We start from the raw sequence: 14,946 nt of genomic DNA, 5'->3' as shown, positions 1-14,946 counted from the left end.
GCCAATGAGCTCAGCGTCCATGATGCTGGGCTTTTTGTTTTCTGTAAGCTACAGATACTCATCGTAGTTTCCACGAATGGATAAAAAACTTTACAAGCCATCGCAAAAACACACTTGATAATTAATCTCATTATCATTTATTAATCGTAATAATGTTCTTATAATCCGAGCTTCATAAAAACACTATAAATCATCAATATGAAACGATTAAAAAGTCATCCATTCAAAGTAAATCTCATTTCACTGACTTTGCTCTTCCCTCTTTATTCATATGCCGAGACAACGCCAAATGAAGAGCTTGAAGTCATCGGTGTGCGTTATGCCAAACCTATTACCATTGCAGAGCCTGCGCAAACCACCATTAATTGGTCAGAGATTGAAGAGCAACAGTACTCCAATTTTGCCTCAATGATCGATGCTGTTCCGGGCGCATCATTAGATGGCGGCGGCCGTTCCGGCGGCGAACGTATTAATATTCGTGGTTTTGATGATCCAAGCGATATCGCCGTATTTGTCGATGGCGCTCCAATTGGCTTTCAACAATACCGCTACGGAACTTTCTTTTTTGATCCGTTCTTGATTGGTGAAGCAGAAATTATCAAGGGCGCGCACGACTATCGAGCACTCAACGGAAAGTTTGGTGGCTCCATTCGCATTAAAACCAAGAGTGTCGATGATCTCCTTTACGGCGACAGAAACTTTGGTGCTCGCATCTCAAGTGCATACAACACCAACGGCAATGAGAATGCCTACACGCTAACACTCTATGGTAAAAACGATACTGGTTTTTATTTTCTAGCGAATGGCTCGGTAAAAGATTCTGATGACATTAAAGTCGGTGGTGGTGAAACGCTGGATTACTCAGGTTATGAGCAAGAAAACATGCTCGTAAAAGTCGGTTATGAAAACAACGATCACGAGTTTGAAATTAGCCACACTCGCTACAAAGATGAAGGTCGTAAACCTTGGGCTAACCGCCGCGGAAAAATGCCTAACATCACTGAGTACAACATCAAGAAATACGGATCATTAGAAAAAGCCAAATACGCATACACCGTCGATAATAAATACACGGATAACACCACGACCATCTCTTACCACTACATGCCGACTAACCCGTATATTGATTTCAATATCAAAATGGCACGTTCTGAAAACGATCGTCACTGGGTTCGCCCTGACGTGGCATTCGAGAAAATGTTCGTTTCTGTTGGCAGTTACGGTCACGAGTCTTGGTTAAGTTACGAGCGTGACTATGCTGATGTGTTTAACCAAGCGCAGTTCGGAGACCACACTCTAGTCACAGGGCTTCAATATCAAAAAACCGATAGAGACTCGTTAGTATTCAACGCATCATACGACAGTAATGAAGCCAAAAACTTCGGTTGGTATACCCCTTACTACGAACCATCTGGCACGCAGTCAATTTATGCGGCTTACATTGCTGATCACTATCAAGCAACAGACCGTCTAACCATCACACCTTCTCTGCGTTACGAATACATCAAGAGTGAAGGAAAAGGGAACGCCGCGCCGGATTATAATGACCCAGCCGCCGGACATGACTACGGTGAAACGACGCATAAAGGCTTTAGCCCACGTTTGGATATCGACTTTGATGCGACCAAAAATACGCGTTTAAACGCCTCCTACGCCTACGCTTTAAAAGCACCAACCGTTGATAACATCTACTCAGTGCAATATGCACGAGCTACCGCTACGGCTACTGCTTTGAATCTGGACGTGTCTCGTATCCATGCTTATCAAGCAAGCGTTATCAACTTAACGGAAGGGCTGGTGAATACTCGCGATAACCTCGCAACAGAGTTAACTTTATTCTATAACGATGTTAGCGACACGGTTGATATACGAACGGGCGAAAACCTCGACAAAAATACTACTGAGTTACAAAGCTGGAATACAAACCTAGATGGCTTTAAAAACTACGGCTTTGAGCTAATTTCACAATACCGGATTGAAGATTTCTACAGTAATTTCTCAGCAAGTTACATTCGCGGCAAAAACAAAGGTAGCCTATCTGACTCGACAGGTTCAGATGATGATCACCCTGATGTGCCACCATTAAACATTAATCTGGGTTTAGGTTACGAATGGATTCCTGGTTTACGTACGGGCTGGGAAGTCCGTTGGTATGATGCGCAAACCAAAACCAAGGCAAGCGGTAACAATTTAAAAGTGAAATCACCAAGTGAGCAATACACGCTACAAAACGCTTACGTGGTTTGGGAAATACAACAAGTCGAAGGCTTGAGTGTTGGCGCTGTTGTGAAAAACTTAACCGATCGTTACTACGAAGCATACCTATCTAATGGCGTGCCTTCGCCTGGTCGCGAAGTCAAACTGCACCTCACTTATCAATACTAACTATACCCAAAAGATTCAGGGCAGATATTAACTGCCCTGCTGTTTTTTTACGAACAACCATAATTGCACACCGTTTTATTTGTCAGTACTATCATTTCTTTTTGCTTGCATACACACTATGAACAACTTAAAAACACTGTTTCTTCTTGCTTGCTTCGTTCTAGCAAGTCAAAGCCTGGCACAGCCTTATGAGAGCATTGCTGACTACTTACAAGAGCAGAGTCAGCACCAAGTTATTGAGGATCATTACGCACAACCAACAACAAATAATCTGAATCTAGACGCCAAAACAAACGCGTTAACTTGGCATGAAGATGGAAAGCCGGATCACTGTCGTTATGCCAAGCAGCCTAAAGACGTCGCAACGCATTTCGACTACGGTGAAGCAAACGATCTATCTGACGGATTGCAACACTTTGATTTACCAGAGAGGCACTCGGCAAAGGGCAAGTCAACACATCGCACTTATGCTAATAACCCTCACCTTCTTCCTGGCAATAAACAATTTGCAGCCCCTGAAGACGGTACGTTTAGCCTGTCCGTATCTTCGGATTGTTTTTAAGTCGATACAATAAAAAATGCCCTGAGACAAAGCTCAGGGCATTTTCACTTTTTGTTTGATGGGTGACGTCACCATCTAACCGACTTGAATCTATTCTTCGTCAGCGTCTACTTCAGCGTCACGTGCTTTGCGGGCTTCTTCTTTACGAACTTTTGCCGCTAGTTGTTCTGCTTCACGCTCTTGACGTTGCGCTGCTTTACGCTCGTTACGAACCACTTGGTTTTGGATAAAACCAGCCAGTTCTTGTTCAGCCCAAGCTTGTGCTTTCTCTTCGCTGTCAAAGCCAGTTTCACGCTTTGATACTACAGTCTTACGAGATGTCACTTGGCGAGTGATTTCTGCGCTCCAGCCGTTACGTTTTTCAGTGACGCGGATAGCAAATTTTGGATTCTTAGACATTTCTTTCATTTCCTAAGGGATTTAGGGATCAATCAGGGATTCGGTCAACTTGATAACTCCATCTAAGCTGAGCTGTTTAACACCATCCCTTGGTAAGCGCGGTATTAGAGCATAAAAGTAATCTAAACGCTGCAAGTTTTTTACGCGAGATAATAGATGACAAAGAAGAGGCAGAACAAAGCAACGTTTAGCCTAGTCACGAGAAAGAGCGACGAAGAAAAAGAGCAATAAGAAAAAAGAAAGCGCTGGTCTCTCAACCAACGCTTTACTTAAGCTAGATTAACCTTTGGTTAATTAACCGATATTCTTACGTGCATTTTGGAACATACGCATCCAAGCACCATTTTCACCCCAACCTTCCGGAGCCCAAGAGTTTGCAACTGTGCGGAATACACGCTCTGGGTGAGGCATCATGATTGTCACGCGACCGTCTGCTGTTGTTAAGCCAGTAATCGCGTTTGGCGAACCGTTCGGGTTGTTCGGATATTGTTGCGTCGGGTTACCGAGGTTATCCACGTAACGAACCGCAACCGTACCTGATGCTTCAATCGCTGCTAGGTGCTCAGCATCACGTACTTCTACACGCCCTTCTCCGTGGGAAACCGCGATTGGCATGCGCGAACCTGCCATACCGTCGAAGAATACAGAATCAGATTTCTGAACTTCAACTAGGCTAAAGCGCGCTTCAAAACGCTCAGATTCGTTACGAACAAAACGTGGCCACAAGTCTGCACCCGGGATCAGCTCTTTCAGGTTAGAAAGCATCTGACAACCGTTACATACACCTAAAGAGAACGTCTCTTTACGGTTAAAGAAGGCTTGGAACTGTTCACGAGCTTGTGCGTTAAACAGGATAGACTTAGCCCAACCCTCACCCGCACCTAGTACGTCGCCGTAAGAGAAGCCACCACAAGCTACTAGGCCATGGTATTCATCCAGTACCGCTTGACCCGTTAGGATATCGCTCATATGGATGTCGGTTGCTTCAAAACCTGCGCGGTCAAACGCTGCAGCCATTTCAACGTGGGAGTTAACACCCTGCTCACGTAGAATCGCCATCTTAGGTTTAGCACCTTTCGCAATGTACGGTGCTGCAACGTCTTCATTTACGTCGAAGCTGAGCTTAACGTTTAGACCCGGGTCAGAGTTGTCTTTCTTAGCTTCGTGCTCTTGGTCAGCACACGCTGGGTTATCACGTAGACCTTGCATCTTATGCGTTGTTTCAGCCCAGATAACGCGTAGTTCGGTACGTGAACGTTCAAGCACAACTGCATCACCAGAAGAGATAATAAAGTCGTCTGAAGCGTTAACTGAACCAATCACATGTGAACATGCCTCTAAGCCGTTTGCCGCCAGAGTAGATAGAACTGAATCCAGATCATCATTCTTAACTTGAACAACCGCACCTAGCTCTTCGTTAAATAGAACGGCTAGCGCATCATCACCCAGCTCTGCGATGTTCGCTTTTACGCCACAGTGACCCGCGAACGCCATCTCAGCCAGTGTAACAAATAGACCGCCGTCGCCCTTATCGTGGTAAGCCACTAGCTTGTCATCACGTACTAACGCTTGCATTGCATCAAAGAAGCCTTTTAGCTGCTGAGCGTTATCTACGTCAGCAGGTTTGTCACCCAGCTGCTTGTATACTTGTGCCAATGCTGTCGCACCTAAGCGGTTTTTGCCGTTACCCAAGTCAACAAGAACTAGAGAAGTATCGCCTTTGTCAGTGCGTAGTTGTGGAGTCACGGTCTTACGTACGTCTTCCACACGACCAAATGCCGTGATAACTAGCGACAGTGGAGAAGTGACTTCTTTACTCTCGCCGTTCTCCTCCCACTTGGTTTTCATCGACATGGAGTCTTTACCAACTGGGATCGTCAAACCTAATGCAGGACAGAGCTCTTCACCCACCGCTTTGACTGCTTCATAAAGACCGGCATCTTCACCTGGGTGACCCGCTGGCGACATCCAGTTCGCAGACAGTTTAATGTGTTTAATATCACCGATTTCTGTTGCCGCAATGTTCGTTAGTGACTCACCAACCGCTAGGCGAGCCGATGCACCAAAGTCTAGTAATGCCACTGGCGTGCGCTCACCCATCGACATTGCTTCGCCGTGGTAAGTGTCATAGCTTGCCGCTGTTACTGCACAGTTTGCTACTGGTACCTGCCAAGGGCCAACCATTTGATCACGAGCAACCAGACCCGTTACTGTTCGGTCACCGATAGTAATTAGGAATGTTTTTTCTGCAACCGCTGGAAGACGAAGTACGCGATCCACCGCTTCATTAAGCTCAATACCTTCACGAACAATGGCAGGGCTTTCCACTTTTAGTGTGGTTGCGTCACGGTGCATCTTCGGTGGCTTACCAAGCAGGATATCCATTGGCATATCGATTGGTGTATTGTCGAAGTGAGAATCTTCTAGCGTTAGATGACGCTCTTCTGTCGCCACACCCACCACTGCATATGGTGCACGTTCACGCTTACAGATTGCGTCGAATGCTTCCATGTTTTCTGGCGCTACCGCAAGAACGTAACGTTCCTGTGATTCATTACACCAGATTTCCAGTGGGCTCATGCCCGGCTCATCGTTTGGTACATCGCGTAATTGGAACTTACCGCCACGCTCACCGTCGTCGACAAGTTCAGGCAATGCGTTAGAGATACCGCCCGCACCCACATCGTGGATAAATGCAATTGGATTGTCGTCGCCTAGCTGCCAACAACGGTCGATCACTTCCTGACAGCGACGCTCCATCTCTGGGTTTTCACGCTGTACTGACGCGAAGTCCAGATCTTCTGCTGACTGACCAGACGCCATTGAAGACGCCGCGCCACCACCAAGACCGATGTTCATTGCAGGACCACCAAGTACGATTAAGCTCGCACCCACTGGAATTTCTTTCTTCTGCACGTGTTTGTCACGAATGTTACCCATACCACCAGCAATCATGATTGGTTTGTGGTAACCACGGATTTCTTCACCCGCGTGAGAGGTCACTTTTTCTTCGTAAGTACGGAAGTAACCCAATAGATTTGGACGACCAAATTCATTGTTGAATGCCGCGCCGCCTAGAGGACCTTCAAGCATGATGTCTAGCGCGTTAACAATACGACCTGGCTTGCCAAAGTCGGTTTCCCATGGCTGTTCAAAACCAGGAATACGTAAGTTAGAGGTTGTAAAACCAACCAGACCCGCTTTTGGCTTACCACCGATACCCGTCGCGCCTTCGTCACGGATCTCACCGCCTGAACCAGTCGATGCGCCCGGCCATGGAGAGATTGCCGTTGGGTGGTTGTGCGTCTCTACCTTCATTAAGATGTGCGCATCTTCATGGTGGTAAGTGTATTGACGAGATTTAGGGTCTGGGAAGAAACGACCCGCTTTAGAGCCCGTCATAACGGCCGCGTTGTCTTTGTATGCAGACAGCACATAGTCAGGTGTCGTTTCGAACGTGTTTTTGATCATTTTGAACAAAGACTTAGGTTGATCTACCCCGTCGATAGTCCAATCTGCGTTAAAAATTTTGTGGCGACAGTGCTCTGAGTTCGCCTGAGCAAACATCATCAATTCAATGTCGTTTGGGTTACGCCCAAGCTTAGTAAAGTTCTCTACCAAGTAATCAATTTCATCTTCTGCGAGTGCCAAGCCAAGGGAAACGTTTGCTTCTTCAAGCGCAAGACGACCGCCCGCTAAGATATCAACATGCGCCACAGGCTTAGGCTCAGCGACTGTAAACAGCGCTGACGCAGCTTCAAATGCTGTAAATACCGTTTCCATCATGCGGTCATGAATTAACGCTTTGACAGCGCCAACTTGAGCTTCTGATAGAACAACTGAAGATTCGACATAATAAGCCGTACCGCGCTCTAGACGTTTCACTTTATCCAAGCCACAGTTAACAGCGATATCGGTAGATTTAGAAGACCAAGGCGAGATAGTGCCTGGACGAGGCGTAACAAGAAGTAGAAGACCTTCTGGCTCATGCTCTTCGATGGTTGGGCCGTAAGTTAGTAACTTTTCAAGTTTTTCTAACTCTTGGTCATCAAGGTCAGACTTTAGATCGGCAAAGTGCATAAACTCGGCATAAATGCCAGTTACAGGCAGATCTTGTTCACGACAAAGTTCCAGTAGTTTATTAACACGAAACTCAGAAAGAGCTGGGGAGCCACGCAAAATTCTCATGTGCTTAGGTCTCTTATGCAATTGATTAAGGTGATATTGGAATAAATTCAGACACTTAAAATAAGCCCTGTCGAACCTATGCCGATTCCACCTCGTCATTGCGAGCGCATTATATAGCAATTGTTTTTGTGATGTAACACCAAAAGCAACCGTTTGCGTCATTTTTTTTGTCAAATTTGAATTACGACTAAAATGTCGATAAAACACACAATGTCACGCTATAAGTGTGTGATTCACTTTGCCCCATGAGCTCGCTTTGATATAAAGGCAAATAGAAATTTCCTAAGATGTACCTATTAATGCAAATAAGCCAGCTCAACCGACTCAAGCGCAGCGCTCTAATTTTTGTTTCTGTGCTACTACTCTCTGCCTGCCAGATTGAGTCGGAACCCAAAAGTGAATTCGAAAAAATTCAGGAACGTGGCGTGCTTCGTGTTGGCACGCTAAACAATCAGCTTTCCTATTATATTGGTCCCGATGGTCCCGCGGGGTTGGATTACGAATTGGCGCGTCAGTTTGCGGAGCAGCTCGGCGTCAAGCTCGAGATTAAACCTGCCTTTCGCCAAGCTGAGCTTTTTCCTGCTCTTAAGAAAGGAGATATTGATCTCATTGCTACGGGCTTAAATCAAACGTCACAAGCGGTAAAACGCTTTAGACCTGGCCCTGCTTATTATTATGTAAGCCAACAAGTTGTGTATAAAAAGGGGCAACTTCGACCACGTGATATCGAACAGCTGATTGAATACCAAGCATCGAAAGACAGCGAATCAGACGAAGATACAAATGCAGGCGCGCAAACATTAAAGATCGTTGAACAATCGCAATATGTTCCGACCCTAACCGCATTAAAGAAGAAATACCCAGAGCTGCAGTTTGAAATTGTTGGCGATGCTGACACGAGAGACTTACTTAAATATGTATCCACTGGTGAGTTGCGTTTTACTGTGACTGACTCTGTAGAACTTTCCCTAGCTCAGCGCCTTTACCCCGATCTTGCGCTCGCGTTTGAACTTACAGAAGATCAACCAGTATCGTGGTTTACTCGACGCTCTGAAGACGAAAGTTTGTATGCGATGCTGATAGAGTTTTTCGGTAACATTAAACAATCAGGAGAACTGTCCACTCTCGAAGAGAAGTACATTGGTCATATTGAAGCATTTGACTACGTTGATACTCGCGCATTCATTCGAGCTCTGGATGACAAATTGCCTAAGTGGGCACCTTTATTCCAAAAGTACAGCGAAGAGTTCGACTGGCGCTTAATTGCAGCATTGGCGTATCAAGAATCACACTGGAAGCCAGCGGCAAAATCGCCAACAGGTGTTAGAGGGATGATGATGCTTACTCTGCCAACAGCGAAAAGCGTCGGGGTAACAAACCGTTTAGACCCTGAGCAATCTGTTCGTGGTGGTGTCGAGTACTTACGTCGCATTGTAGGTCGCGTGCCTGATAGCATCAACGAGCATGAAAAAATATGGTTTGCCCTGGCTTCATACAACATAGGCTATGGCCACATGATGGACGCACGACGACTTACTAAAGCGCAAGGTGGCGATCCAAACGCTTGGGCGGATGTAAAAGACAGATTGCCTTTACTGCGTCAGAAGCGTTACTACAGTCAAACTCGCTATGGGTACGCCAGAGGTGATGAAGCGCGTAATTACGTAGAAAATATTCGACGTTATTATCAATCCATCATTGGTCATGTCAGCCAAAGACCAGCGATTGATGAGAATAGCGATGACTTGCAAGTTATCCCGCCGCTCAACCCCGACATTTTGATATCAGGAGCAGTAGAGGCTGTCGTCGAGCAAGTATCAGGTGCTTCTGACGTCACGGTTGAAGAAGACACCGAACAAGAAAGCCTTGAAGAATAAACCCGCTGTAAACTAAAAAATGACGAGCCCATGAGCTCGTCATTTTTATTGAGTCCTAGCGAAAACTTATCTAGAATCCAAGACTCTGAGTGACACCAACCACACTCAACCATTCCTTTGGTTGGTCGCCTTTTTTTCACCGTTAGTTAAACTGATTGCTTTGTAACAGATTGCTTCGTAACCACATGGTTTAGCTCACTGATGAAGCGGCGCTATCGGCTACGCTCTGCCGAAATAACGCCACTCCTATTATTAAGCATCGTATTGAAATTATTTGCTGGCTCTGTGCAATGCAGGAGTCAAATGAAGAACGTTTAAACCATCAAATGTTTAGTGCGATTATCGAGCCTATTGTAAAGCATCGATGAACCGCTATTTACTGGTATAAGTCTTGTCTGCAGGAGGTTTTGAATATGAGAAGACGTAGAGTGCAGTCAAAGCGTTTAAATAACACAGTAGCTGCTATCCGACGTAAACGTAAACTGACATGTATGAAAAAGAAAGTAAGTTCACGTAATCGTGTTTTTGTACACTTAGTCAATCACTAGTACGTTCAGGCAAACATCTACCCGGTTGTAGATGTTTGCTAACTCTCACTATTTCCATAATTTTGTCCACTCTCTCCATTTTCTAATGCTTTTTGTGCTTGTTTCTTCGCTTTAATTTCCTTACGGCGACGCTTAAAAAACGCTTGTAGCTGAGTGCGGCACTCATCTTCTAGCAGCCCCTTTTCAACTAAGGCGTAATGGTAAGCAGCTTGGCTTTCAAACAAATTAAGCACTGTTCCTGCTGCTCCCGCTTTTAAATCTGGCGCTCCAAAAACGACCCGCTTAACGCGGCTATGCAGTAAGGCTCCCGCACACATTGGACATGGCTCAAGTGTTACATACAAAGTCGTATCAAGAAGGCGGTAATTTTCTAGCTTTTGGCCTGCTTTACGCAGTGTTTGAATCTCAGCATGTGCGGTAGCGTCATTAGTACCAATAGAGCGATTCCACCCCTCAGCGATAATTTCACCATCTTTGACAAGCACTGCGCCGACAGGTACTTCCCCCTCTGCTTCTGCTTGCTCAGCAAGCACCATCGCTCTGCGCATAAACAATTCATCTTGAGGGGTAAAAGGATGGTTAGACAAAGGAGGCTCCAAAGAAACAAAAAAAGATTGAATTCAGGAATTTTATCACTAACTTCGGTTTCACTACAGCAACACATCACGGGGCAAAGTTTGCTACTCCAAAAAGCCTAGTTACAAGATCTATCAATGTTCGTTTTGCGAGAACAAAAAAGCGCAGATCGAAGACCTGCGCTTTTCGGCTGCCAATTAGCGGCTTTCACACCCTACACGTTTTTACATTGTGTAAGTGTAAGGAGCTTGAATGCCTAGCGGGATACCTACCATCCAATAAGCAACTAGGAAGATAGACCAACCGATCAGCATTGCGATCGAGAATGGCATCATTAGTGACGCAAGCGTACCGATACCAGCCGACTTCACATAACGCTGACAGTAAACCACTACAAGAGGGAAAAATACCATTAGAGGCGAAATGATGTTCGATACAGAGTCACCCACACGGTAAGCCGCTTGAGATAGCTCAGGCGAGATACCAACCGCCATTAGCATTGGCACTAGGATTGGACCAATTAAAGCCCATTTTGCCGATGCCGAACCAATAAGTAGGTTTACAGACGCGGTTAGAAGGATCATACCGATGATAGTCACTTCACCTGGTAGGTTCATCGCTTTTAAGCCTTCTGCGCCATACAACGCTAGCATCGTACCGATGTTTGACTGAGCAAATGCAGATAGGAACTGAGCACAGAAGAACGACATAACAATGTATGCGCCCATGGTTGACATGGTATCAGCCATCGCTTTGATAATGTCGTTGCTGGTCTTGAACGTTCCAGACACTTTACCGTAAACGTAACCAGGAATGATAAACAGAATAAAGATCAACGGCACGATAGATTTCATTATCGGTGCTGAGAAGGCAGTAATTTCACCTTCAGGCGAGCGAAGTGCTGATGTTTCTGGAATTAACGCTGCAACAAGTAAAGCAATACCCGCCATCATTGCCCAACCTGCATAACGGAATGCTTTTGATTCCAGTTCAGTAAATGAACCTAGGTTTGGCGCGGTTTCCGCATCGTCATCAATTGGCATTTTTGATAAACGAGGCTCGATGATTTTCTCTGTCACGTACCAACCAATCCCCACAATAATGATGGAAGATAGGCCAGTGAAGAAGATGTTCGCTAATGGGTTAACCACATATTCAGGATCAAGAACCTGCGCCGCGGTTTGTGTAAAGCCAGCTAGTAGTGGATCGATACCAGAAGGGATAAAGTTTGCAGAGAAACCACCAGATACACCTGCAAATGCTGCCGCAATACCCGCTAAAGGGTGACGACCTGCCGCATGGAAGATTATACCGCCAAGAGGAATAACCAGAACATAGCCTGCATCTGCCGCAGTATGCGATACAATGGCAACCAAAATAAGCATTGGAGTAAGAAGCTTAGCTGGCGTGAAGTTCAGCATCTTCTTAAGACCCGTCGTAATAAAACCCGAAGAATCTGCAACACCCACACCTAGCATTGCGACAAGCACGATACCCAGTGGCGCAAAGCCAGTAAACGTCGTCACCATGTTCGCAAGGAAACTTGCTAGCGCTTCGCCCGTAAGTAAGTTGGTGATAGTAAGAGCTTCGCCCGTTCGAGGGTTTGGAAGATCGAACGATACGTTCGACAAAAGTGCTGACGCCGCCCAAGTAATGATCAATGCCCAGAAGAACAAAATCGCAGGATCAGGGATTTTGTTACCTGTCCTCTCGATAAAGTTTAAAAAGCGCTCCATCCCGCTCGGCTTCGATGATGGTGCCTTATTTACAGCTTGGTTACTCATGGTAACTCCATAGTGAATGATGTTGGTGCCAAGGCCTATTTGAATAATTATAACGGCCTACTATCCAACGAGTATTCTAGTAAACACTAATGGAGAAAGCACAAGGTTCTATATTTTTTTTCATAATTGGAGACATATTTTGCAAAAACACCACTTCAATTAAACATAATAAAAACAGTAGCACATCAACTCAATTAACAGTTCAAAAACCATTTATTAACCGTGACAAATCCGGTATCAAACAGGTATTACACCCACATTTGTCTCAGCCCATGTATGCAATTGAACTAGTTTTCGAATTCACTGTACTGTGAAATCATAGTTTTCAGCTTAACGGATTGCGTCTGCCCCATTCTATCTTCCCAACTTGTTGTGATGATGATCGTCTTTAGTGAACCTGATACAGTAGCAGGTGGCACATCCCACTCCACCGTGTACGCTCCAGTGGCGGAAGATCCTGTCACGATAGAGGCAAAACTGGCCGTAGAAATCGTAGAAAGCGCATCCGAAGCACCACGCGTTCGGAACCATTCAAGCTGGTTTTCTGCTAGACGAAGTGCTTCAATACTTTTTATGGCATATTCGGATTCACGTTCTAGATACACGTTTAGCTTCGTTAAGCCTAACGCGCCTACGCCAAGAAGCAGGAAAGAAATTAAGACTTCTAGAAGGTTAAATCCTTTTTGTTTAGAGATCATTCCAAGAGCCCTTTTTCCAATGTGCTTTCTTCAGCTTCTCTTGAGGCTCCTCAATTACATCGCGATTGTATTGGAATGATAACGCGGCATTAAAGAGTGCAAATGTTCCTGGTGCATCCATGACAAATCCTCCTAACGGGTTAAATGCACCGTGCTGAAAATAGCCAACCTTTGTCTTTTCCATAGGCACTGTTGTTTTTAAAGCCGCTATGACGCCATCCAATGCGGCATCATTGGCAGAGCCAGACCAGTCGGTAAAATCAAATGTAGCCCCAGTTGTAGGTTCGGTATACAGCGGAGAAATAAAGTGGTAAAGCATTCCTTTGAAATCCTGCGTGCCTATCGTAGAAAAAATACCGTCTTGAACGACTAGAATTATCCCGCTCCCACCCAGGCTATTATCTATTGCGTTCTTTATACTCGTAAAATCGGCCGTATTAATTTCACAGCCACCATAAACCCAAATAAGATCTTTCCCATTTTCGATATTGCTAACAATCCCCTCCGCGCATGTCTCGTTGAATACAGGAGAAGGGAGATCTGCTTTTGAGTTCAATTTCATACTATTTAATGACAAGGGTACATATCCGAACAGTGAATTATCCGACATCACATCGAACCACTCACTTCGAGGGACATCAAATACATCTTTAAACGGATCCATATCCGAAGACTGACGATAATCACTCTCAGATGCAGCAACACTTGTTCCCCAACTATAGTGAGTAGATGCGCACTTTTGTTCTTGTCCTGCAGGACTGTCAGGGAAACTCGAATAAGGCTTATCAGATAGCTGATAGGGGTGAAAAGTGTTTACACTTGTTGCATAAAAAAAGTTGTAGTAAAGAACAGAAGTGCATTCCCAGAAATTATTACCGAGACTTTTACTCGGATCTGGAGAGCTCGTATATGAGCCATTAATCACGAGGTCGGATTTAGATTTTATCGCTCCAGCCCCACTGCTTGTAGGTAGTTTAATGGTCTTTTTAATTTCCCGATTACCTATCGTTGAAGTCACTAGACTTGAAGAGCCCGAGGAATATGTTAAGGCATCAAGCCCCATAGCTGTGATGCAATCATTCACATTAGTTGGCAATGTTTTATTTATTTTTGTCTTGCTATAGACGCACTCTAGCCCTCCTTCTGCACGCCAATGTTCCTGTCTTGCTTCAATTTGATTATTGGCTCGTTTAATTTGGTAAAAGAGGGATTTATAGCTACCGAGAGACATCATTAATGCCACAACTAGCAATACGCTCACAACTAACAACGCAGCTGCACCTTGTTGTTTATTCATTATTGCCAGTTCCTTTGCATTGCAGTAAACGACTGCTGAGTGCGAATATCAGTCACATCTTTCAATTCGGTTCCCAATGTAACGGTCACCAGTGCACTTTTTGCATCAGTGTTTTCTAACAGTTCACTAGTAAGGTCAAAACGATTAACGTGAATAACTTTCTTATCAAAAAGATTTTTACATGAGCCAGTGCCTGCAAGGTTAATCACGTCATCAACATCCCATATCGTTGTTTGCTTTTTTTCACAAACAAATAGCGACTCTGGCGTGCCAACTCGTTGCTCATAAGCTACGTTTTTATATAAAGGAAAAGCGCCAGAAACACCTATGTAATAGGCATAAGCAATCACACCTCTATCAACATCATCGAGAGTGTAAATGGTGTTCGATGAGCCAGATATTTTTATAGAATGGCCATCGTTACCATCAAAACCAGCACGCTGAATGTCACTCTTGAGCATTTGCACAACACTTTCAGAGTTCTGTAACAACATTAGCTCTTTCGACCGTTCCATTATCACCCTTTGACCACTCACATAAATTGCCCCCACTGTCGCAAGAGAAATAAGCCCAAGTGCAGATGCGATCATAAACTCAACAAGGCTTGCCCCTTTTTGTTTAAACATAATCAT

Annotated in this window: 10 protein-coding genes; 3 read left to right on the top strand and 7 right to left on the bottom strand. The window is 44.9% G+C overall.

Features of this window, described 5'->3' with window-relative positions; all coding sequences use genetic code 11:
- Positions 1-198: 198 nt before the first annotated feature.
- Both ACWPOD_RS18550 and ACWPOD_RS18545 read left to right on the top strand, forming a co-directional pair.
- Positions 199-2,385 (top strand): TonB-dependent receptor domain-containing protein, encoded by a 2,187-nt coding sequence (locus tag ACWPOD_RS18550; protein ID WP_456232124.1) that lies wholly within the window; start codon positions 199-201, stop codon positions 2,383-2,385.
- Positions 2,386-2,503: 118 nt separating this feature from the next.
- Positions 2,504-2,947 (top strand): DNA-directed RNA polymerase subunit beta, encoded by a 444-nt coding sequence (locus tag ACWPOD_RS18545; protein ID WP_432585481.1) that lies wholly within the window; start codon positions 2,504-2,506, stop codon positions 2,945-2,947.
- Positions 2,948-3,037: 90 nt separating this feature from the next.
- On the opposite strand, the gene ACWPOD_RS18540 is transcribed toward ACWPOD_RS18545, so the two are convergent.
- Together ACWPOD_RS18540 and purL are read right to left on the bottom strand one after the other, a co-directional pair.
- Complete coding sequence (locus ACWPOD_RS18540; protein WP_005391432.1) at positions 3,038-3,346, bottom strand: DUF3622 domain-containing protein; 309 nt, start codon at positions 3,344-3,346, stop codon at positions 3,038-3,040.
- Positions 3,347-3,640: 294 nt separating this feature from the next.
- Positions 3,641-7,534, bottom strand: a complete 3,894-nt coding sequence (gene purL / locus ACWPOD_RS18535) for a phosphoribosylformylglycinamidine synthase (RefSeq protein WP_456232131.1) — start codon at positions 7,532-7,534, stop codon at positions 3,641-3,643.
- Positions 7,535-7,833: 299 nt separating this feature from the next.
- Here purL and mltF point away from each other — a divergent pair, with 299 nt between their 5' ends.
- Positions 7,834-9,411, top strand: a complete 1,578-nt coding sequence (mltF, locus tag ACWPOD_RS18530) for a membrane-bound lytic murein transglycosylase MltF (RefSeq protein ID WP_164666709.1) — start codon at positions 7,834-7,836, stop codon at positions 9,409-9,411.
- 586 nt (positions 9,412-9,997) lie between these two features.
- On the opposite strand, the gene tadA is transcribed toward mltF, so the two are convergent.
- From tadA to ACWPOD_RS18505, 5 genes are all read right to left on the bottom strand, one after another.
- A complete protein-coding gene (tadA, locus tag ACWPOD_RS18525) occupies positions 9,998-10,507 on the bottom strand; it encodes a tRNA adenosine(34) deaminase TadA (RefSeq protein WP_373273872.1) in 510 nt (169 codons plus the stop codon).
- A 252-nt stretch (positions 10,508-10,759) separates the two neighbouring features.
- Positions 10,760-12,319: an AbgT family transporter gene (locus tag ACWPOD_RS18520; protein ID WP_017635695.1), complete on the bottom strand. Its 1,560-nt coding sequence runs from the start codon at positions 12,317-12,319 to the stop codon at positions 10,760-10,762.
- Positions 12,320-12,606: 287 nt separating this feature from the next.
- On the bottom strand, positions 12,607-13,017 hold the full coding sequence (locus ACWPOD_RS18515; protein ID WP_167426841.1) for a type IV pilus modification PilV family protein: 411 nt from the start codon (positions 13,015-13,017) through the stop codon (positions 12,607-12,609).
- A complete protein-coding gene (locus tag ACWPOD_RS18510; RefSeq protein ID WP_258680471.1) occupies positions 13,007-14,314 on the bottom strand; it encodes a hypothetical protein in 1,308 nt (435 codons plus the stop codon). The genes ACWPOD_RS18515 and ACWPOD_RS18510 overlap by 11 nt, the downstream gene beginning before the upstream one ends.
- Entirely contained in the window at positions 14,314-14,940 is a 627-nt protein-coding gene (locus ACWPOD_RS18505; RefSeq protein ID WP_104971338.1) for a PilW family protein, read from the bottom strand. The genes ACWPOD_RS18510 and ACWPOD_RS18505 overlap by 1 nt, the downstream gene beginning before the upstream one ends.
- Between the last annotated feature and the right edge of the window lie 6 nt (positions 14,941-14,946).

It is taken from the genome of Vibrio sp. JZG120, from assembly GCF_053890955.1.
This window is presented reverse-complemented; position numbering and strand designations above follow the sequence as displayed.